Below are 20,809 nucleotides of genomic sequence, written 5' to 3'. Positions count from 1 at the left end.
GTAGTGAATACGATTTCATCGGCAAGACTGGTCGGCGTGAGCAGACGAGGAGAACCCGCGGCCGGAACGCTGTTGCTGTTGGGCGGTCGCAGCGAGATCGGACTCGAGGTCGCTACCCGACTCGCGTCGGGGCGCACCGTCGTACTGGCCGCTCGGCGCAGCACCGACCTCGATGCCCAGCAACGACGAGTGCAGCAGGCGGGCGCGGACGCCGTCCACACCGTCGAGTTCGACGCGAACGCGATGGACACTCACGCCGAGCTTCTCGGCCGGGTTGCCGAGCGACACGGTCCTATCGGGATCGTGGTGCTGGCGTTCGGGATCCTCGGGGATCAAGCGCGTGCCGAGGACGACGCGCAGCACGCTCTCGACGTCATCACCACCGACTTCCTGGCTCAGGTTTCGGTGCTGACACACGCCTCGAAACTGCTGCGAGCACAGGGGAGTGGCGACCTGGTCGTGTTCTCGTCGGTCGCGGGCGTTCGAGTGCGACGCGCCAACTACGTGTACGGATCCGCGAAGGCCGGTCTCGACGGGTTCGCCAGCGGACTGAGTGACTCACTGCACGGCAGCGGGGTGCATCTCCTGCTCGCACGTCCCGGATTCGTCATCGGTTCCATGACCGAGGGGATGACACCGGCACCCATGTCGAGTACGCCGGATCAGGTCGCCGAAAGCGTCGTCGCGGCGCTGCGCAAGCGTCGGGCCAGCGTGTGGATACCTGGGACTCTGCGACCGGTGTTCTTCGCCATGCGTCTACTGCCGCAATGGCTCTGGCGCAGAATGCCGCGCTGATGGTGGCACCCGAGCCCGCTCCGATCGTGGTCGTGGGAATCGGAGCGGACGGTTGGGACGGACTGTCTCTCGGTTCCCGCACGGCCGTCGAGCAAGCAGATGTGGTGTTCGGCTCCGCTCGCCAGGTCGCGGGGGTACGGGAGCACTGCACCGAGACCAGGACATGGCCCAGTCCGTTGGTGCCGAATCTGCGGCCGATGATCGACGCCTGCGCAGGTTCTCGCGTGTGCGTGCTGGCCAGCGGGGATCCGATGTTCCATGGCATCGGAGTGACGCTGGCGCGGGAGTTCGGTGCCGAGCGCTTGAGGGTGCATCCGGCCCCGTCCTCGGTGTCGTTGGCGTGTGCCCGGTTGGGCTGGGCGCTCCACCACACCACGACGGTGTCACTGGTGAACAGTCCGGCCGAGACGGTGTTGCCCGAATTGGCCGACGGTCGTCGGATACTGGTGTTGAGCCGGGGCAGCAGCACGCCGGGTGAGATCGCGGTGGTGCTGTCCGCCAACGGTTTCGGAGCGAGCGAGATGACGGTCCTCGAACAGCTCGGCGGACCGGCCGAGCGCATCGTCGGCGGGATTGCGCGAGAGTCGACGTTCGAGAGCGTCGACCCACTCAATGTCGTTGCACTGCTGTGCGTCCGAGATCCCGACGCTGCCCGCCACACCCGCATTCCCGGCCTGGCCGATTCCGCGTACACCGGGGACGGTCAGATGACCAAGCGGGAAGTTCGAGCACTGACACTCAGCGCGTTGGCGCCAGGGCCCGGAGAGCTGTTGTGGGACATCGGGGGCGGATCGGGAACAATTGCCATCGAATGGATGCGGACCGACGAATCCTGTCGTGCAGTGACGTTCGAGAGTTCGCAGGCGCGCCGTGAGCAGATCGAGACCAATGCACTGCATCTGGGAGTTCCGAGCCTCGTGGTGCACGGCGGTGCCCCGGAGAGTTTCGCGGTGGTCGCGGACGCAGACCCGGCACCGGATGCGGTGTTCATCGGTGGTGGGTTGACCGGCGCCGACATGCTCGAAGCGTGTTGGGCCGCGGTGCGCACCGGCGGACGAGTGGTAGCCAATTCGGTGACCGCCGAATCGGATTCGTTGTTGCTGACCGCTGCCGCGAAGTACGGCGGAGAGCTCCGCAGGTTCCAGATCTATCGTGGTGAACCGCTGGGCGCGTTCACGACGTGGAGACCGCAGCTGCCGGTCACACAATGGAGTGCGACCAAACGGTGAAAGTCCTGATTCTCGGTGGTACGACGGAGTCGCGGGCACTCGCGGCCGCTCTGGGCACGGTGCAGGGGATCGAGACGATCACCTCGCTGGCCGGCCGGGTCGCCGAGCCGATACTGCCCGTCGGGCCGACGCGAATCGGCGGCTTCGGGGGTCCGGATGCCCTTGCAGTGTGGCTGCGAGACAACACGATCGACGTGGTGGTGGACGCGACACACCCGTTCGCCTCCACCATCGCAGCGCACGCCGAACAGGCCACTCGGGCAGCGTCGGTCGCGCTCCTGGTGCTGACGCGGCCACCGTGGACCGCGGGGGAGGGTGATCGATGGACCTCGGTTGCCTCGTTGCCCGACGCGGCGTCGGCGATCACCCCCGGCAGCCGGGTGTTCCTCACGACAGGAAGGCAGGGTGTTCACCATTTCGCGAGTGTCGATCACTCGTGGTTTCTGGTCAGGGCGATCGACCCTCCGACCGGTCCGGTGCCGCCGCACATGTCACTGCAACTGAGCCGTGGGCCCTTCGACGTCCACCACGAGTCGATGATGCTCGCAGACAACCGAATCGACCTGTTGATCACCAAGAACAGCGGCGGCGACATGACGCGAGCCAAACTCGATGCGGCACGTGCAGCCTCGATCCCGGTGCTGATGGTCGACCGTCCAGCATCACCTACTGCGGCACCGACCGTGCACGCGGTCGCCGCGGCCGTGGACTGGTTGACGAATCGCTATGCGCTGCCTGCTGATGGGTAGCGCCTGGAGGTGAACACCTTCGGCCCGCTTCCCGTCTCCACCACCGTCGTCATCGACGATCCGATGATGAGCAGGCACCGCATGTCGATCGACTCCGGGTCGAGTTCGCCGAGCGTCACGGTACGAACGGATTCCTGCGGGCTGCCCACTGCGCGTCCGATGACCACGGGGGTGTGCGGCGAACGGTGCTCGAGCAGAAGCTCTTTCATTGCCGCAACCTGCCAGGTCCGTGACTTGGACGCCGGGTTGTAGATCGCGATCGCCATGTCGGCTCCGGCGACAGCCGAGAGCCGCGCTGCGACGACGTCCCAGGGCTTGAGGCGGTCGGAGAGGGAGACGACCGCGTAGTCGTGACCCAGTGGTGCACCCACTCGACTGGCGACGGCGTTGGCGGCCGTCATTCCGGGCACCACCCGCACCGGTACCGAGTTCCACTGCTGCTCGGCTGCCACTTCGATCACGGCGGTGGCCATCGCGAACACACCCGGATCGCCCGAGGAGACCACCGCTACGCGTCGGCCCTGCTTGGCGAGATCGAGTGCGAACGCCGCTCGTTCGGACTCGACCTTGTTGTCACTGGCGTGCCGAATCTGCCCGGGCCTCCGCGGTACCCGATCGATGTAGGTGACATAGCCGACCAGATCGGTGGCGGCGGCGAGTTCGGCGCGCACCTCGTCGGTCGTCCATGCGTAGTCGCCGGGGCCGAGGCCGACGACGACCACTTCTCCGGTGCCGATGGGTGTTTCGGCTCGGTTGGACGGGCTCGGCACGACGATCATCGAGAAGTACGGCACGTTGTCGGCATCGGCGGCGTCGAGTATTCGCTGCTGGGGCGTGCTGGCGCGTTCCACGTAGCGCGCCTCGTCGAGGCGGCCGGAACGCTCGAGTGCCTCGAGCACCGTCGGGTAGGTCCGGCCCAGTTTCATGATGACGGCCGCGTCGGTGCCGCGCAGTCGACGCGTGAGTTCGTCTGCGGGCAGTGTGCCGGGAAGCACGGTGAACACTTCGTCTCGCTCCACGAGCGGAGTTGCCAGCGCGGCCGAGGCCGCGCTGACAGACGTCACGCCGGGCACGACCTCGACCTCGAAGCGGTCGGCCAACCGTTTGTGCATGTGCATGTAGGAGCTGTAGAACAGCGGATCGCCCTCGGCGAGAAGTACTACGGAGCGTCCGGCGTCCAGATGGGTTGCCAGCCGTGCGGCAGCGGATTCGTAGAACTCGTCGATCGCACCCTGATATCCGCCGGGATGCGCCGTGGCCTCTGTGGTCACCGGATAGACGAGATGTTCCTCGATCTGCCCGTCCCGCATGTACCCGGCCGCCAGTCCGCGGGAGATGCTGCGACCGTGCTGTGCACTGTGGAAAGCAACCACATCGGCCTCGGCGATCACGCGAGCGGCCTTGACGGTCAACAATTCCGGATCGCCGGGACCGACGCCGACTCCCCACAGTTTTCCGGTGCCGGTCATTCTTGTTCGCTCGCAATGGCATTGACCGCGGCGACGGTGATGGGGCTGCCACCACGTCTGCCTCGAACGACCAGGTACTCCACGCCGAGGTCGGCAGCGATCAGATCTTCCTTGGACTCCGCTGCTCCGATGAAACCGACCGGGCCGCCGACGATGGCCGCAGGCTTCGGCGCTCCGGCAGCCAGCATTTCCATGAGGTGAAAGAGCGCCGTCGGTGCGTTTCCGATAGCGACGACGGCACCGTCGAGCTTGTCGCCCCACAACTCCAGCGCCGCAGCGGTTCTCGTGGTGCCCATCCTTTTCGCCAAATCCGGTACCCGAGGATCGGACAGCGTGCACAGCACCTCGTTGTCGGCGGGCAGTCGGCGACGAGTGATGCCTGCGGCGACCATGTTGGCGTCGCACAGAATCGGCGCGCCCGCGTTCAGTGCCGCGCGAGCGGAGGTCACGACTGCTGGGGTGTACCCGATGGTCTCGGTCAGATCGATCTCTCCGACCGCGTGAATCATGCGCACGACGACCTGTGCAACGTCCGGTGCGAATCGAGACAGATCTGCTTCGGCTCGGATGGTCGCGAACGATTGTCGGTAGATCTCCGCGCCGTCGCGGACGTAGTCGTGCATGCGTTTCACGATAGGGGAGAGGGACCCCTCAGCAGAAAGCCGGTCTTACCTGCGGCCGAGGCACCCACTCAGGACACGCGGTAGCCGATTCCTGTCGCGATGACGTCGGTCACTTCGCCCTTGGGTCGTCCGCACCGCCGTTCGCACCCGGACCAGTGTTGCCGCTCGTCGGGCGGAGTCATCCGGGCATCGACGGCCGCGGAGAGGTCGGCTCGTACGTCGGCCAACGACTTCTCGCACCCCGGCGATCCGGTGCACGAGCTGACGCGAATCCACGGTGATCCCGCGTCGAAGATCAGTCCCATCGGGGCGAGTACGCGGACGACCTGTTCGGCCGGTTCCTCGTCCAGATCACACACGATCAGCGATCGCCACGGAGTCATGATCAGCGGGCGGTCGATGGCCGCGAGGAACTCGGCGAGCCGCGCTCCGAGCACGCCGTTCGCCAATCCCGCAGCCAGCGCCACCAGGCCGTCGTCCTGGTCGAGCCATCCGATCGGTGGCACCTCCACGGGCGCGGGCATCGACACCACGGGGCCGGCCGAGAGCCCGAGGCGGTCGACGATCCGGGCCGGTCCGTCGTCCAATTCGGCCACCCGCCACTGGGACTGCCGCAGCTCCACGAAGGCACCTGCGCAGTCCAGCAGCGTCGACACGACGCGGTCGCGGTCCACGCGAACGCCGCTGTCCCGGCCCGCCAACAGCACCGCGTAGGCCCCGTCGGACTGGGCGTAGGCACCGAAATCCGGTTCCAGTCCGCACAGGTCGCCTCGGCCGTCGTCGAGAGCGAACAGCGTCCTACCCGGCAGGTTTGCCAGATCGGGTCGCGCACGCAGGCCCTCGTCCAGCCCACCGACCAGGGCACGCACATCGGTGAGACCGCCCACCCGGCCCGACAGTGGGGAGGCGAGGATGTTGCGCACTCGCTCGTGAGTCGACGACGGAAGCAGCCCTGCATCGGCCAACCTGGTCGCGAAGTCGTCCGGGTCCGACACCGCGCGGACCTGGATGTTGCCCCGCGAGGTCAGCTCCAACGTGCCGTCACCCAACTCCGCGGCGGCCTGTGCCAACACCTGCATCTGCCCCGGCAGCAAAACCCCGCCCGGCAGGCGGACCCGCGCCAGCGGACCGTCCGCGGCCAGATGCGTCGTCAGCGCTCCGGGGCAGCCGTCGGGCACCGACCTCTCTGGCGAACTCATGGTCACCAGGCTACAAGCGCAACGGGTGGCCCGATTCCACGCTCGCCCCGGTAGCATTCGATGTCCACGGCTCCGGCCGAGAGGAAACCGGCGAGAATCCGGTACGGTCGCGCCACTGTGACGGCCTTCGATCCTTCGGGTCGGGGCTGGAGTCAGACCCTCTCGCCGACGAGTCGAAGAGCAGTTTTCACCGATTTTCAGGGGCGCGAAACCCCCGAGGAGGGCGTTACCCGTGTTCTTGTTGCTGTCCACGTCGGACACCGATCTGCTCAGCGCCCGTGCCAGCGGAGCAGACTTCACCTGGGGCAACCCTTCCCGGCTGCTCGCCGAGGACATCCCGGCGATGGCCGAGTCGGCCGAGTTGATCATCGTGCGCATCCTGGGCTCGCGACGGTCGTGGGAGTCGGGCATCGAAGCGGTTCTGGCGACCGGGCTGCCGGTCGTCGTGCTCGGCGGTGAACAGACACCCGACGCGGACCTGATGGAGATCTCGACGGTGCCCGCCAACGTTGCCGCGCAGGCGCACAACTACTTGGCCGAGGGCGGATCCGACAATCTCGAGCAGCTCTACAACTTCCTCTCCGACACCGTGTTGCTGACCGGCCACGGTTTCGACGCTCCGCGGCACATGCCGACATGGGGCCACCTCGAACGATCGTCCGCTCCGCACTCCGCGGGTCCGACGGTGGCGATCCTGTACTACCGCGCCCAGCATCTGGCCGGAAACACCAGGTACATCGATGCCCTCGCCACTGCAGTGGAGAACGCCGGAGCCACCGCGCTCCCGATCTACTGCGCCTCACTGCGCACGGCCGAACCCGACCTGCTCGACACTCTGAAGTCGGCGGACGCCCTGATCGTGACCGTGCTGGCCGCAGGTGGCACCAAACCGGCCGGAGCGTCGGCCGGAGGCGACGACGAGGCCTGGGACGTCGCCGAGCTGGCCGCACTCGACGTACCGATCCTGCAGGGTCTGTGTCTGACGAGTTCTCGCGCGACGTGGGCCGAGAACGACGACGGACTCTCCCCATTGGACGTGGCAACGCAGGTCGCCGTCCCGGAGTTCGACGGCCGACTCATCACGGTCCCGTTCTCGTTCAAGGAGATCGACGACGACGGCTTGACCACGTACGTCCCGGACCACGAGCGTGCCGCTCGGGTGGCAGGCATCGCAGTACGGCACGCGCGGCTGCGGCACATTCCGGCTGCCGATCGCCGTATCGCCCTGATGTTCTCGGCCTACCCCACCAAGCATGCGCGGATCGGAAACGCCGTCGGCCTCGATACTCCGGCGAGCGCGATCGCGTTGATGTCGGACATGCGCACCGCCGGCTACGACCTCGGACCGCTCGACGGCCCGGATTCGGTGCCGGGTCTGGCTGCTCGCGACGGTGACGCCCTCATCCATGCGCTCATTGCCCGTGGCGGCCAGGATCCCAACTGGCTCACCGATGCCCAGCTCGAGGGCAATCCCATTCGCATCTCGGCCGCGCAGTACGGCCGATGGTTCGAGCAGCTGCCCGCGGATCTGCGCGACGGCGTGATCGAGCATTGGGGCCCGGCACCGGGTGATCTCTACGTGGATCGGTCTGCCGATCCGGACGGTGAGATCGTCATCGCTGCAATGCAATTCGGCAACGTGGTGATCATGGTGCAACCACCGCGCGGATTCGGCGAGAAGCCGGTTGCGATCTATCACGACCCGGACCTGCCGCCGAGCCATCACTATCTGGCGGCCTACCGGTGGATCTCGGCCACGCAGGCCGACGGCGGCTTCGGCGCGGACGCCATGGTGCACCTGGGCAAGCACGGCAACCTGGAATGGCTGCCGGGCAAGACACTCGGTATGTCCGCTTCCTGCGGAACCGATGCGGCACTGGGAGACCTGCCGTTGATCTACCCGTTCCTCGTCAACGATCCAGGTGAGGGCACGCAGGCCAAGCGGAGAGCGCACGCCACTCTCGTGGATCACCTGATTCCGCCGATGGCGCGCGCGGAGAGCTACGGCGACATCTCCCGGCTCGAGCAACTACTCGACGAGCACGCCAACATCTCGGCACTGGACCCGGCAAAGCTGCCCGCGATCCGACAGCAGATCTGGACGCTGATGACGGCAGCGCAGATGCACAAGGACCTCGGGCTCGAGGAGCGCCCCGACGAAGAAGTGTTCGACGACATGCTGCTGAACGTCGACGGGTGGCTGTGCGAGATCAAGGACGTACAGATCCGCGACGGACTGCACATCCTGGGCCAGGAACCCGTCGGAGACGCCGAGGTCGAGCTGGTGCTCGCGATGCTCCGAGCCCGGCAGATGTGGGGCGGAGAGCAGACTGTCCCCGGCCTGCGAGAAGCACTGGGACTCAGCGAGGACGGCGACGAGGACCGTACCCGCGTCGACGCTGTGGAGGCCGTGGCCCACGGGTTGGTCGCTGCGATGCAGGCAGCGCAGTGGGATCCCGCCGCGGCCGCGCAAGTGGCGGGTGAGCACGGCGGCGTGGTCACACAGATTCTCGAGTTCGCCGCAGCCGAGGTCGTTCCGCGTCTGCGCGGGACCTCACGCGAGATCGCCCAGGTGCTGCACGCGCTCGACGGCGGTTTCATCGCGGCGGGTCCGAGCGGTTCACCGTTGCGCGGACTCATCAACGTGCTGCCCACCGGCCGCAACTTCTACTCCGTCGATCCGAAGGCCGTGCCCTCGAAGTTGGCGTGGGAGACCGGGCAGGCGATGGCGGAGTCGCTGCTCGCTCGCTACCGCCAGGATCACGGCGAGTGGCCGAAATCCGTCGGGCTGTCGGTGTGGGGTACGTCGGCCATGCGGACCTCCGGCGACGACATCGCCGAAGTGTTCGCGCTGCTCGGAGTCTCTCCGGTGTGGGACGAGGCGTCGCGAAGGGTGACGCGACTCGAGGTGATCGACCTCGTCGAGCTCGGCCGTCCCCGCATCGACGTGACGGTCCGCATCAGCGGCTTCTTTCGCGACGCGTTTCCCCATGTACTGGCCCTGCTCGACGATGCGGTCCGGATGGTCGCCGCGTTGGACGAGCTGGACGAGCAGAACTACGTGCGAGCGCATGCGCAGGCCGATCTTGCCGAGCACGGCGACGAACGACGTTCCACGACGCGGATTTTCGGATCGAAGCCGGGTACCTACGGCGCCGGGTTGCTTCAGCTGATCGACAGCAAGACCTGGCGCAGCGACGACGACCTGGCGCAGGTCTACACCACCTGGGGCGGATTCGCGTACGGACGTGGTCTCGACGGCGTTCCGGCCTCGGACGACATGCGCACCGCCTACAAGCGCATTGCCGTCGCCGCCAAGAACACCGACACGCGTGAGCACGACATCGCCGATTCGGACGACTACTTCCAGTACCACGGCGGCATGGTCGCAACCGTGCGTGCGTTGACCGGAAAATCGCCCGAGGCCTACATCGGTGACAGCACACGGCCGGAATCGGTTCGCACGCGCACACTGTCGGAAGAGACCGCGCGGGTGTTCCGCGCCCGGGTGGTGAACCCGCGGTGGCTCGAGGCCATGCGCAGGCACGGCTACAAAGGCGCGTTCGAGATGGCGGCGACCGTGGACTACCTGTTCGGTTACGACGCGACGACCGACGTGGTGCAGGACTGGATGTACGAGAAGCTGGCCGAGACGTACGTGCTCGATGAGCAGAACAAGAAGTTCATGCAACAGTCCAATCCGTGGGCCCTGCACGGTATCGCGGAGCGGCTGCTCGAAGCGGCCGAGCGAAAGATGTGGGCCGAGCCGAACAAGCAGGTTCTCGACGGCTTGCGCCAGGTGTATCTGGAAACCGAGGGCGAGCTCGAAGGGGAGTAGCGACGTACTCTGAGCGGTATGGCTGCCACCTTCGAAGACATTGCCAAGGGCAAGTACGTACTGCTGACGACGTTCAAGAAGGACGGCACCGGGGTGCCGACCCCGCTGTGGGGTGCTCTCGACGGGGATCGGCTGCTGGTGTGGACGGTGGCCGATTCGTGGAAGGTCAAGCGGATTCGCCGCAACCCGGCAGTCACCCTGGCACCGTGCGACATGCGCGGTAACCCCCAGGGCGATGCGGTCGACGCACGGGCCGAGATACTCGACGCGGCCCAGACGGAGAAGGCACGTGCAGCCATCGCGTCGAAGTACGGCATTCTCGGATGGCTCACCGTCAAGGGCAGCGTGCTCCGCCGGGGCAAGAGTGGTTCCGTCGGGCTGGCGATCACCGCCGCCTGAGAAGAACTCGGCACCATCGCTCGTATGCGCAGTTCCGAATGCTTCGTGAGGCAGCTTCCCCTGCTGCCGGAATGGAGCACCACGTGCCTATCGCAGTGACCGATTACAACCATGTTCGCCTCACCGTCAGCGACATCGACCGGTCCCGGTCGTTCTACGACTCGGTGTTCGGTTTCGACGTCGCCTACGCCTGGGATCCCGACGCGGACGAAGAGACCAAGAAGGCCCTCTGGTTCCTCTTCGGTGGAGTCATCTACAAATTCGGCGGCGGCCTGCTCGGTCTGCGCCCGGTCGCACCGAACGACGACACGTTCGCCGAAGACCGTTGCGGGCTCGATCACCTCAGCTTCACCGTCGACACCCGTGCAGCGCTGGAAGACGCCGTGAAGACGCTCGACGAGTTGGGCATCGCACACGAGGGCATCAAGGACGCAGGGCCCGGCATGTCCATCGTCGAGTTCAGGGATCCGGACAATATCGCTCTCGAGCTCACCGGACCCGACAAGTAGTTCGGACCGGCCTTACTGGGCGGCGCTGACCGACGACATGTGAAAGTCGGGAATGCGCAGCGGCGGCATAGCCGTGCGAGTGAACCAGTCCTTCCACTCGCGCGGCAGTGTCGCCTCCGTTGCGCCCGCCTCGGTGACGCGGCGTAGCAAATCCAGCGGGCTCTCGTTGAAGCGAAAATTGTTCACCGCACCGGTGATTCGACCGTTCTCGATGGCATAGACGCCGTCCCTGGTCAGCCCGGTGAGCAGCAGCGATGTCGGATCGACCTCACGGATGTACCAGAGCGTCGTCAGGAGCAGCCCGCGTTCTGTGTCGGCAACCATCTGATCGAGGCCGACGTCCGTGCCGCCCGTCAGAACGAGGTTCTCGCCCGGGACCGCGACGGGAGCTCCGAACTTCTGCGCCGATGCACGTGGGTACGAGAGGGCGGATACCGATCCGTCGCGGATCCAGTCGACGCGCTCGATGTCCATACCGTTGTCGAACACCGACACCGAATCACTCGACGACCCGGCCACCACGAACGGCGCGTACTCGAGTCCGGATGCGTGTGGATCGGAGAACAGGGTGAGCGGCAGGTCGGTGAGTTTCTCGCCCACTCGCGTTCCACCTGCCCGCGAGAGTGCGGTGCGGCCTTCCTGCGCTCCGCGGCCTTCCATGGTCCACATCAGGTAGATCATCAGGTCGGCCACCGCCGACGGGGGCAGCAGAGTCTGATAGCGACCGGCGGGAAGTTCGACGGTGTTCCGGGCCCAGCCGAGTCGGGTGGACAGCTCCGCCAACATCGCCTCGGCCGACACGTCCTGGAAGTCGGTGGTTCCGGTGCCCACCCAGGCGCTCGCCCCGGAGCGCTTGCCGTTGATCTCGACCGATCCGGTGGGCTGCGTGAAGGTACGACGCACACCGGTCGAGGTTCCGAGCCAGACGTTGTCGACGGTGTGCTGCGCGAATCCGTACAACGTGTCCTCGCCGTCGAAACCGACGTTCAATTCCCTTGCCAGCGAGCCGAACACGTCGATCGACGTGTGTTGTGCTCGGCGGTCCCAGTCTCGCGGGTCCGAGGCCGACTCTCGAGGCAGCAAGGGCATCGCGTCGTCGGCGGGTTCAGCCGATCGCGCGGCCGCTTCGCTCGCACGTACCACGGCCTCGATGTCGTCCGGATCGACGCTCGTCGAAGACACGGTGCCGACTCGAACGGTGTCGGCCTCTCGCACGATCGAGATCACCTCCCAGCGCCGGGAGGTGGCAATTCCGTTGGTGGTCATGGAGTTTCCGGCCCACCGCAGTGTTGCGTCGCTGGAGTCGGTGACGATCACGATGGTGTCGTCGACACTCGCGCAGGCGAGTGCACGTTCGATCACGAGCTGCGGCGCGATCATCGACCTGCCTCCGATCGGGTGTTGAGGACGTTGACGCCGCGGAACAACGCGACGGGGCAGCCGTGACTGACGGCGGCCACCTGGCCGGGTTGGGCCTTGCCGCAGTTGAATGCGCCGCCGAGTCGCCACGTGGACGGCCCGCCGAGCAGTTCCATCGAGCCCCAGAATTCGGTGGTCGTCGCCTGGTACGCCACGTCACGCACCTGGCCGTCGAGCACGCCGTTGCGGATTCTGTAGAAGCGTTGACCGGTGAACTGGAAGTTGTAGCGTTGCATGTCGATCGACCAGGATTTGTCGCCGACGACGTAGATGCCGTCCTCCACCTCCCCGATGACGTCGGCGGTCGATCGATCGGTCTCGGGGTCGGCCTGCAGCGACACGTTCGCCATCCGCTGGATCGGTACGTGATGCGGAGAATCGGCGTACGAGCACCCGTTGGACCGCTCGAGACCGAGTTTCGGGGCGAACACTCGATCGAGTTGGTACCCGACGAGTGTCCCGTCGCGTACCAGGTCCCATCTCTGCGACGCGACTCCGTCGTCGTCCCAGCCGATGCTGGCCAGGCCGTTGATCTCGGTCCGGTCGGCGGTGACGTGCATGATGGGCGATCCGTAGCGCAACGTCCCCAACTGGTCCGGGGTCGCGAACGAAGTGCCGGCGTAGGCGGCCTCGTAGCCGATGGCACGGTCGTATTCCGTTGCGTGCCCGATCGACTCGTGAATGGTGAGCCACAGGTTGGTCGGATCGATGACGAGATCGGTAGGTCCTGCCACGACGGACGGTGCCTTCACCTTCTCGGCCAGCCACTCGGGGATCCGGGCCAGCTCGTCGGCCCAGTCCCACGTGCTGTGCTCACCCAGGTACTCCCAACCTCGTCCGACGGGTGGCGCGAGGGTGCGCATGGTCTCGAATGCACCAGCGGATCGATCAACCGTGGTGGCCTCGAACTGGGGATGCAGTCGCACCCGCTGCTGCGTGATGCTGCTACCGGCCAGATCCGCGTAGAACGACTGCTCCTTGACCTGCAGAACCGAGGCGGTGACGTGATCGACGCCGTCCGACGCCGCCAGCCGGGACGAATACTCCGCCAGCAGTGCCACCTTCTCGGCGGTGGGTACCTCGAACGGGTCGATGTCGTACTCCGACACCCACGTCGCATTCGAGTACACCGGCTCGGAGGCGAGTTCGACGCGTTCGCGATTGAGCGTGCGCAGCGCTGTGGCCACCTCGACCGCACTGCGGGCCGTGGCTGCGGCTGCGTCGGTGCCGAGTTCGGCGTGCGATGCGAAACCCCAGGTGCCGTCGACCACGACCCGCACGGCGAGGCCGATCTCACCGGCGTCGATTGCGGATTGAACGGAGCCGTCGCGCAGCGATATGGACTGAGTCGTCAAGCGCTGCACGCGAACATCGGCGTGCGTTGCCCCGGCCGAGCGGGCGGCGCTCAGGGCGGCGTCCGCGAGGGCCTGCAGGGGCAGAGCAAGGAAGTCGGCGTCGACCGATCGATCCGATTGTCTCGTCACGCCTGAAGACGCTAGCCGAATTGTTGCCATCCGAGTCGGATCACCATGCCCACGACCACGACGAGCAGGACGATTCTCACGAATCCGGCACCGCGCGCGACCGCTGTCCTCGACCCGAGGACGGCACCGAACACGTTGCACACCGCCATGGCTGCTCCGAGCTGCCAGTAGACACTGCCGGTGACGGCGAAGAAGGTGAGGGCACCGACGTTGGACCCGACGTTGATCACCTTGGCCATCGCGGCGCTGCGAACGAACTCGGTTCCGAGCATCGTGGCGAAGACGATGATCAGGAACGTTCCGGTACCGGGCCCGAGAATGCCGTCGTAGAAGCCGATTCCGGCGGCTGCGCACCCGATGACGATCAGAACTTTGCGATGGGTGGGCGGCGACGATGCCGCGCTCAGACCGATGGTCGGACGGCAGGTGACCAGTACGGCCACACCCACGAGAACGACCATGATGATCGGGATGAACAGCTCGCGGTCGATCAACGACACCGCAGCTGCGCCTGCCGCCGAAGCCACGGCGGCGAGGACGCCGGCCGGAATCAGCACCGCCCAGTCGAGCGAGACCTTCCGCGCGAAGGTGACGACGGCGGCGACGGTACCGAATACGGCCGTCGCCTTGTTCGTCGCCAGTGCTGCCTGCTGCGTGAGCTGAGGTGCCACGAGAAGAATCGCCGGCAGCAAGATGAGGCCACCTCCGCCCACCACTGCGTCGACCCAACCGGCGGTCGTGGCAGCGACCATCAGCAATCCCCAGTCGGCAGCAGTCATACGGCAAACTCAATCACATGCGTCGATTCAGTCTGTGGCTCCGTGGGCAGCCGTTCGTGGCCGATGCCCTGCTGGCGGTCGGGCTGTTCGTCGTCGACATTCTGGTGTTCGTCAGCTCGGTCGACGGTCTGAACGGACCGTTGTTCCTGGTCTTCTCGGTCGTGCTGACGATTCCCGTCGCGTGGCGGCGGCGTCTGCCTCGCTCGATCGCAGCACTCACTCTCGTCACCACACTCGGCTCCGACATAGCGGGCAGCCTCGTGGGCGATGCCTACAACGGTCACCCGGCCGCCCTGGCGCTACCGATCATGCTCTACACGCTGGTTGCGTACGTCGGTCGAGTTCAGGGCGGCATCTATGCCGCCGCCCTCGCTGCGTACACCGCCGCGAACCTGTACCTGTTCACCCAACCGGTGATCACGACGCTGTTGTTCAGCGCGCTGATGTATGCGCTGTAGTGGGTTGCGGCGGAATTTCTCGGTGCCCGCAGGGCATACGACGAAGCGACGCAGGCCCGTCTCGTCGTGGCCGAGTACGACAGGGATCGCCGTGCCGAAGAGGCCGTGATCACCGAGCGCACGCGTATCGCGCGCGAACTGCACGACGTCATCGCCCACAGCGTCAGTGTCATGGTGGTCCAGGCCGACGGCGCCTCGTACGCCATCAGGCGCAACCCCGATCGCGCGGAGCAGGCCGTTGCCAACATCTCCGCCACGGGCCGATCGGCGCTGGCGGAGTTACGTCGAACGGTCGCATTGTTGCGGACGTCTCCCGATTCGGACGACATGCCCCAGTACGGGACCGCAGGCCTGGCCCGTGTCGTCGAGATGATGGGTCGCGCCGGCTTGAACGTCGAGCTCGAACAGACGGGAAACCTGGACGACATCAGCCCGGCGATCAGCCTCGGAGTGCACCGGTTGGTCCAGGAATCGCTGACCAATGTCCTACGGCACGCCGGACATGCGCCGCGCGCGGTCGTGAAAGTGGTTCGCGCAGAAGAGGAGGTGAGCGTCGAGATTTCCGACAACGGCACCGGCTCCGGCACCCCGACGTCGGCGGACGGCGGTGGACACGGATTGCTCGGGATGCGCGAGCGAGTAGCGGTGCTTCGAGGCACCCTGCACGCGGGTCGGACGCCACACGGCAATTGGCTCGTGCGGGCAACGCTGCCGATCGAGTGAGGGTTAGGTTGGGTCGGTGCCGATCACCGTTGTCGTCGTGGACGACCAGGAACTCATGCGCATGGGATTGAACATGGTGCTCGAGGCGCAGGACGACATCGAGGTGGTGGGGGAGGCCTCCGACGGGGCCGGTGCCGTCGAGGCCGTGGCCAGACTGGAACCGGCAGTGGTGCTGATGGACGTCCGCATGCCCGGCGTCGACGGCGTGGCCGCCACCCGCACCATCACCGAATCGGGTTCGGACGCCAAGGTTCTGGTGATGACGACCTTCGATCTCGACGAGCACGTCCTCGGTGCGCTCAGGGCGGGGGCCAGTGGATTCCTGCTCAAGGACACTCCACCGGAGGACCTGGTCTCCGCGATTCGCAGCGTGGCTGCAGGCGATGCCGTCGTCTCACCGAAGGTCACCAAGCGTTTGCTCTCGAGGTTCGTCGCACAGACTCCGTCGACCACCGATGCCTCTGTTCTCGACTCACTCACCGGCCGTGAACGCGAGGTGCTGGTGCACTTGGCGACCGGCTTGTCCAATGCCGAGATAGCGGCCGTTCTGCATCTGTCCGAGGCGACGGTCAAGACCCATATCGGTCGAATCCTGACGAAGTTGGACATCCGCGATCGAGTCCAGGCGGTCGTGCTGGCGTACGAAACCGGCCTCGTCCGACCGGGTTCCTGAGAATTTCCCGGCAAACCGGTCACCCGGGAGCGATTTCGATGCCCCGCGCGTTGTACCGGTGAAGCGAAGAAAGGAACGTCATGCTCGCTCTGTTCGTACTCTATGTCGTGGTCGAGGTCGCAGCGCTGGTCGCCGTGGGAAGCGCACTCGGTGTGCTCTGGACCGTCGTACTGCTGATCGGCGGATCGCTGGTCGGGTCGTTGCTGGTGCGATCGCAGGGCAGACGTGTGCTGGACGGTCTGCAGCGGGCATCCCGAGGCGAGCGATCGGCCGGTGGTGCCGTGGCCGATGGCGCCCTCTTCGCCGCGGGGTCGGTCGCAATGTTCGTGCCGGGACTGGTGACCACGGTGATCGGGTTGCTGTTGTTGATCCCGCCGACCAGGTGGCTGCTGCGCCCGGCAGTGATGTGGGCCGCCGCACGCTGGTTGCCGCAGGTTGCGACCGCGACCCGGCGCATGCGCCCCACCGTCATCGACGGTGAGATCCTCGACGATCATGTCGACGACGCCAGCCGAGCACCGAATGCATCCGGTTCTGCATTGATCCTCGAGGGACAGGTGATCGAGGCCGATCGATTCGATCCCGCCGCCGGGGATTTCCGGAAGCCACACCGGTAGGGGCAGACTGGTCGTTCGTGACCACCGAATTGTTCTGCGGCGGACGGATCTACAGTCCGATGGCGTCGGACGCCACCGCCATGGCCGTGACCGATGGAATCGTCAGTTGGATCGGTGAGGATCGCACCGGGCGAGCGCTCCATCCAGGAGTCCGCGTCACCGACCTGGCGGGGGCCTTCGTGGCACCGGCGTTCGTCGACACTCACGTGCACGTCACCGATCTGGGTCTGTCGTCGATCGGACTCGATCTGTCCGGCTGTACCTCGCTCGAACACTGCATGCGGGTGCTCGCCGAGCACGCATCGTCGTCCTCGGACGCACTGATCTGGGGACACGGCTGGGACGAGAGCTCGTGGCCCGAACATCGCGCACCGTCGACGGTCGACCTCGACGCGGCAGCGCCGGGACGCCCGGTGTACCTCACACGCATCGATTCGCATTCGGCTGCCGTCTCGACGCCGTTGCGCGTCGCCGCGACCGGAATGGAATCCGCCACCGGCTTCTCCGGGCAGTCCCCTCTCACAGCTGCCGCGCACCACCTCGCGCGGCTGACGGCGCGGTCGATGATCACGCCCGGTACCCGGGATCGGGCTCGAACGGCTGCGCTCGACAGCGCTGCGGCGCAGGGAATCGTCGCAGTCCACGAATGTGCCGGTCCGATCGTGTCGGGTATCGACGACTTCCGTGAACTGATGGCCACCGAACACGGTGTGGAGGTTCGCGGATACTGGGGCGAGCTGGTCGAGACGGCCGAGCAGGCGCGGCAGCTGCTCGGCGAGACCGGCGCTCATGGGCTGGCCGGTGACATCTTCGTCGACGGCTCGCTGGGATCGCGGACCGCGTGGTTGTCGTCGCCGTATGCGGACGACTCCGGATCGGGCGTGCCGTACGAGGACGTCGATGCGATCGCTGCACACATCTCGGCGTGCACGTCCGCCGGAGTTCAGGCGGGGTTCCACGTCATCGGTGACGCTGCGATCTCGGCTGCCGTCACCGCATTCGAGCGGGTGGTGACCGAGCTGGGAACTCCAGCCGTCGCCGCGTGCGGGCATCGGCTCGAACATCTGGCAATGGTCACGCCCGAGCAGGCCGACAAACTGGCCTCGTGGGGGGTGATAGCCAGCATGCAACCGATGTTCGACGCCCTGTGGGGCGGTTCGGGAGGGTTGTATTCGGCACGGCTCGGCGCAGACCGTGCATCGGCGCTCCATCCGTTCGCGCGCTTGGCATCGGCGGGGGTGGCGCTGGCATTCGGTTCGGATGCGCCGGTCACCCGACTCGATCCCTGGGCGACGGTCAGAGCCGCGGTCAATCACCACACGCCGGGCAGTGCCATCTCGCCTCGGGCCGCTTTCTCGGCCGGTACCCGCGGAGCCTGGCGAGCGGGCGGAGTTCGCGACGGATTGGCGGGGACGTTGGTGCCGGGAGCGCCCGCGTCCTTCGCGGTGTGGGAGGTCGACGAACTCGTCGTCCGAGCACCCAAGGACAGCGTGCAACGATGGTCGACGGACCCACGCGCAGGAGTATCTCCCTTGCCCGGTCTGGACCCGTCGTCCACGAGCCCACAGTGCTCGATGACCGTGCACCGCGGACAGGTCATCCATGAGAACTGAGTCCGCTTCGGGTGTCGGGACGGTGGCCTCGTCAGCGGAGCGGCTGCGCCGGACCGCGATGTCGACGGCGCTATCCGTCGCCGGTGGCGCACTGATATTCGCGAGCTTCCCTCCGCGAACCCTGTGGTTTCTGGCCCCGCTGGGTATCGCGCTGCTGGTCCTCGTCCTGACCGGCTTCGGCGGCCGGAGGTCGGTATCGCTGAAAGGGGGATTCGGCTACGGCTGTGCCGCCGGACTCGGATTCTTCGTTCCGCTCCTCCCGTGGATCGGTGTGTACGTAGGACCGATGCCGTGGCTGGCGCTCGCCGCCGCCGAGTCCGTCTTCGTCGGCTTGTTCGGAGTGCTCGGTGTGTTGTCGGCACGGAGCGCATGGTGGCCGCTGTCGATGGCATTGGCCTGGAGCCTGACCGAATGGCTCAGATCCAGTGTTCCCTTCGGTGGCTTTCCGTGGGGCAGATTGGCATTCGGACAACCCGAGGGCTGGTTGCTTCCCTTGGCGAGCGTCGGCGGTGCACCGTTGCTCAGTTTCGGTGTGGCACTGACCGGAACCGGAACGGCGGCGCTGCTGGTCGCGGGCAGTCGACGAGACGGAGCGCGTTCGTTCCTCGGACCGGTCGCCGCAACGACGATCGCGTCCATCGTGGCGCTGGGGTTGCTACCGACGCTGCACGGCAACGACGCGCCGGAGGGCGACGAACGGACAGTGACGATCGCGGCCGTCCAGGGAAGCGTTCCGCGGCTGGGTCTGGATTTCAACGCACAGCGCCGCGCGGTGTTGGACAATCACGTCCGAGAGACCATGACATTGGCCGCCGACGTCGAGGCCGGCAGGCAACCTGCCCCGGATCTCGTCGTGTGGCCCGAGAACGCGTCCGATATCGATCCGTTGAGAAATACCGACGCTGCGACTCTCATCACACAGGCGTCGGTGGCTGTGGGGGCCCCGATTCTCGTCGGCACCGTACTCGTCAATGCCGATGGTACGAACACGAATTCGGTGATTGCGTGGAACGGTACGGACGGGCCCGGTGAGCGGCACGACAAGAAGATAATTCAACCGTTCGGCGAATACTTGCCATTCCGAAGTTTTTTTCGATTGTTTTCGGAATATGCCGACCGAGCGGGTTATTTCGTCCCCGGTAGCGGAAACGGAGTGGTGCACGCTGGGGGAATAGCGGCCGGAATAGCAACGTGCTACGAAGTCGCATTCGATCGCGCACTCGAGGAATCGGTCCGGTCGGGCGCGGAGTTCATCGCCATACCCACCAACAACGCGACCTTCGGCGACACCGAAATGACCTACCAACAACTGGCGATGTCCAGAGTGCGAGCCGTCGAGCACGGACGAACGGTTGTGGTGGCCGCTACGAGTGGCGTCAGCGCAATCGTGTCGCCCGACGGTGACGTCCTTCAGCAGACGCCGCTCTTCAGCCCGGACGTGCTGGTGTCCAGTGTTGTACTGCGACAATCCCTGACCGTCGCGACTCGAATCGGCTTCGGATCGGAACTGATGCTGTGTCTGGCAGCTGTCGGAGCGCTCGGCGCGACGCTTCTGACCGGACGTCGCCGCTCCGACTCCTGAAACAAACGCCGAGTCGGTAAACAGTGGGTTTATCGCATCGCCGAGTCGGATACGAACGAAATAATGCCGAGCGATGTGTCGTGCGGAGTCATTCGTTCGACCGAATAGCATCCGCTCGGGTAGCACTCTCGGTCACTTCTGTAACAGGCTGGAGGCAGTGATCGATGGTTCTTATGATTACTGCACAAAAGAACCGTGCCGATGTTGTATCTTTGTAAGCCGTTGGGGTGCTCGACACGGAATTTTCAGGTCGGCTTTCAGCGGATGACCGACGGTTTCGCGTTGGTATGTGAGCGCAGTATCGACGCCGACATTGTCGAACGTGTCGTACGCCTGGCGGGGAGGGGAGTTCATGTCGTACAGGACGATGAATTCGAGAGTCACCACACACTCGTTCACTGAACTCACGGTTTGTTCCATTCGGTAGAACCGGGTTCTCTCCCTGTTTCAATCCGGTCGCCCGATCGCGCCGAATTGATACAGAGCCATATCACCACCGAACGTGTGTGAATCGACACGAACGCAGACCAGAACGGAAGCCAGAATTGCTCAATCGCGCGCACAGGCCGCCGCGGCTCGACAGTCCGAACCGAACCGAGGGCTCCGGGTCGATCCACCCGACGTCGGCCTTCGCCGCCGTGACCGTGCCGC

At 65.9% G+C, this 20,809-nt stretch carries 16 protein-coding genes and 1 pseudogene; 11 read left to right on the top strand and 6 right to left on the bottom strand.

Features of this window, described 5'->3' with window-relative positions:
- Positions 1-36: 36 nt before the first annotated feature.
- From dprE2 to CH295_RS22000, 3 genes are read left to right on the top strand one after another with little or no spacing between them, the layout of a single operon-like run.
- Positions 37-795, top strand: coding sequence for a decaprenylphospho-beta-D-erythro-pentofuranosid-2-ulose 2-reductase (gene dprE2, locus CH295_RS22010; protein ID WP_094741945.1), 759 nt, complete (start codon positions 37-39; stop codon positions 793-795).
- A complete protein-coding gene (gene cbiE / locus CH295_RS22005; RefSeq protein WP_252342140.1) occupies positions 768-2,024 on the top strand; it encodes a precorrin-6y C5,15-methyltransferase (decarboxylating) subunit CbiE in 1,257 nt (418 codons plus the stop codon). Before dprE2 ends, cbiE begins: the two co-directional genes overlap by 28 nt.
- Positions 2,003-2,773 carry a cobalt-precorrin-6A reductase gene (locus CH295_RS22000; RefSeq protein ID WP_094741944.1) on the top strand — a complete coding sequence of 257 codons (771 nt, stop codon included), beginning with the start codon at positions 2,003-2,005 and terminating at the stop codon, positions 2,771-2,773. The genes cbiE and CH295_RS22000 overlap by 22 nt, the downstream gene beginning before the upstream one ends.
- Here CH295_RS22000 and cobJ read toward each other — a convergent pair.
- From cobJ to cobG, 3 genes are all read right to left on the bottom strand, one after another.
- Positions 2,749-4,242 carry a precorrin-3B C(17)-methyltransferase gene (gene cobJ / locus CH295_RS21995; protein ID WP_094741943.1) on the bottom strand — a complete coding sequence of 498 codons (1,494 nt, stop codon included), beginning with the start codon at positions 4,240-4,242 and terminating at the stop codon, positions 2,749-2,751. The genes CH295_RS22000 and cobJ overlap by 25 nt on opposite strands.
- Complete coding sequence (locus CH295_RS21990) at positions 4,239-4,865, bottom strand: precorrin-8X methylmutase (RefSeq protein WP_037189293.1); 627 nt, start codon at positions 4,863-4,865, stop codon at positions 4,239-4,241. Before CH295_RS21990 ends, cobJ begins: the two co-directional genes overlap by 4 nt.
- Positions 4,866-4,933: 68 nt before the next feature.
- On the bottom strand, positions 4,934-6,064 hold the full coding sequence (cobG, locus tag CH295_RS21985; RefSeq protein WP_094742174.1) for a precorrin-3B synthase: 1,131 nt from the start codon (positions 6,062-6,064) through the stop codon (positions 4,934-4,936).
- Between the two features lie 232 nt (positions 6,065-6,296).
- On the opposite strand from cobG, the gene cobN reads away from it, so the two are divergent.
- From cobN to CH295_RS21970, 3 genes are all read left to right on the top strand, one after another.
- Positions 6,297-9,902 (top strand): cobaltochelatase subunit CobN, encoded by a 3,606-nt coding sequence (gene cobN, locus CH295_RS21980; RefSeq protein WP_094741942.1) that lies wholly within the window; start codon positions 6,297-6,299, stop codon positions 9,900-9,902.
- An 18-nt stretch (positions 9,903-9,920) separates the two neighbouring features.
- Entirely contained in the window at positions 9,921-10,301 is a 381-nt protein-coding gene (locus CH295_RS21975; RefSeq protein ID WP_094634411.1) for a PPOX class F420-dependent oxidoreductase, read from the top strand.
- An 83-nt stretch (positions 10,302-10,384) separates the two neighbouring features.
- Positions 10,385-10,810: a VOC family protein gene (locus CH295_RS21970; protein ID WP_037189993.1), complete on the top strand. Its 426-nt coding sequence runs from the start codon at positions 10,385-10,387 to the stop codon at positions 10,808-10,810.
- 12 nt (positions 10,811-10,822) lie between these two features.
- On the opposite strand, the gene CH295_RS21965 is transcribed toward CH295_RS21970, so the two are convergent.
- From CH295_RS21965 to CH295_RS21955, 3 genes are read right to left on the bottom strand one after another with little or no spacing between them, the layout of a single operon-like run.
- Positions 10,823-12,190 carry a metallopeptidase TldD-related protein gene (locus CH295_RS21965; RefSeq protein WP_094741941.1) on the bottom strand — a complete coding sequence of 456 codons (1,368 nt, stop codon included), beginning with the start codon at positions 12,188-12,190 and terminating at the stop codon, positions 10,823-10,825.
- Positions 12,187-13,743 carry a TldD/PmbA family protein gene (locus CH295_RS21960; protein WP_094634413.1) on the bottom strand — a complete coding sequence of 519 codons (1,557 nt, stop codon included), beginning with the start codon at positions 13,741-13,743 and terminating at the stop codon, positions 12,187-12,189. The genes CH295_RS21965 and CH295_RS21960 overlap by 4 nt, the downstream gene beginning before the upstream one ends.
- Entirely contained in the window at positions 13,725-14,492 is a 768-nt protein-coding gene (locus CH295_RS21955) for a TSUP family transporter (RefSeq protein WP_094634414.1), read from the bottom strand. Before CH295_RS21955 ends, CH295_RS21960 begins: the two co-directional genes overlap by 19 nt.
- A 17-nt stretch (positions 14,493-14,509) precedes the next feature.
- On the opposite strand from CH295_RS21955, the pseudogene CH295_RS21950 reads away from it, so the two are divergent.
- From CH295_RS21950 to lnt, 5 genes and pseudogenes are all read left to right on the top strand, one after another.
- Positions 14,510-15,673 (top strand): annotated as a pseudogene (locus tag CH295_RS21950) (sensor histidine kinase).
- 16 nt (positions 15,674-15,689) lie between these two features.
- Positions 15,690-16,346, top strand: coding sequence for a response regulator (locus CH295_RS21945; protein ID WP_094741940.1), 657 nt, complete (start codon positions 15,690-15,692; stop codon positions 16,344-16,346).
- 80 nt (positions 16,347-16,426) lie between these two features.
- Positions 16,427-16,963 (top strand): FxsA family protein, encoded by a 537-nt coding sequence (locus CH295_RS21940; RefSeq protein ID WP_037189285.1) that lies wholly within the window; start codon positions 16,427-16,429, stop codon positions 16,961-16,963.
- 59 nt (positions 16,964-17,022) lie between these two features.
- The gene (locus CH295_RS21935; protein ID WP_094742173.1) at positions 17,023-18,576 is read left to right on the top strand and encodes an amidohydrolase; all 1,554 of its coding nucleotides are present in this window, start codon (positions 17,023-17,025) and stop codon (positions 18,574-18,576) included.
- Positions 18,566-20,158 carry an apolipoprotein N-acyltransferase gene (gene lnt, locus CH295_RS21930; RefSeq protein ID WP_502694524.1) on the top strand — a complete coding sequence of 531 codons (1,593 nt, stop codon included), beginning with the start codon at positions 18,566-18,568 and terminating at the stop codon, positions 20,156-20,158. Before CH295_RS21935 ends, lnt begins: the two co-directional genes overlap by 11 nt.
- Positions 20,159-20,809 lie beyond the last annotated feature (651 nt).

The organism is Rhodococcus sp. 14-2483-1-2, assembly GCF_002259405.1.
Classification (GTDB): domain Bacteria; phylum Actinomycetota; class Actinomycetes; order Mycobacteriales; family Mycobacteriaceae; genus Rhodococcoides.
This window is presented reverse-complemented; position numbering and strand designations above follow the sequence as displayed.

Bases quoted from the DNA above. Each gene is read 5' to 3' on its own strand.
- CH295_RS21960 (WP_094634413.1), bottom strand. From the start codon at position 13,743: ATGGCAACAATTCGGCTAGCGTCTTCAGGCGTGACGAGACAATCGGAT.
- CH295_RS21935 (WP_094742173.1), top strand. From the start codon at position 17,023: ATGGCGTCGGACGCCACCGCCATGGCCGTGACCGATGGAATCGTCAGT.
- CH295_RS21940 (WP_037189285.1), top strand. From the start codon at position 16,427: ATGCTCGCTCTGTTCGTACTCTATGTCGTGGTCGAGGTCGCAGCGCTG.
- lnt (WP_502694524.1), top strand. From the start codon at position 18,566: ATGAGAACTGAGTCCGCTTCGGGTGTCGGGACGGTGGCCTCGTCAGCG.
- CH295_RS21965 (WP_094741941.1), bottom strand. From the start codon at position 12,190: ATGATCGCGCCGCAGCTCGTGATCGAACGTGCACTCGCCTGCGCGAGT.
- cobG (WP_094742174.1), bottom strand. From the start codon at position 6,064: ATGAGTTCGCCAGAGAGGTCGGTGCCCGACGGCTGCCCCGGAGCGCTG.
- cbiE (WP_252342140.1), top strand. From the start codon at position 768: ATGGCTCTGGCGCAGAATGCCGCGCTGATGGTGGCACCCGAGCCCGCT.
- cobJ (WP_094741943.1), bottom strand. From the start codon at position 4,242: ATGACCGGCACCGGAAAACTGTGGGGAGTCGGCGTCGGTCCCGGCGAT.
- CH295_RS21955 (WP_094634414.1), bottom strand. From the start codon at position 14,492: ATGACTGCTGCCGACTGGGGATTGCTGATGGTCGCTGCCACGACCGCC.
- CH295_RS21975 (WP_094634411.1), top strand. From the start codon at position 9,921: ATGGCTGCCACCTTCGAAGACATTGCCAAGGGCAAGTACGTACTGCTG.
- CH295_RS22000 (WP_094741944.1), top strand. From the start codon at position 2,003: ATGGAGTGCGACCAAACGGTGAAAGTCCTGATTCTCGGTGGTACGACG.
- CH295_RS21990 (WP_037189293.1), bottom strand. From the start codon at position 4,865: ATGCACGACTACGTCCGCGACGGCGCGGAGATCTACCGACAATCGTTC.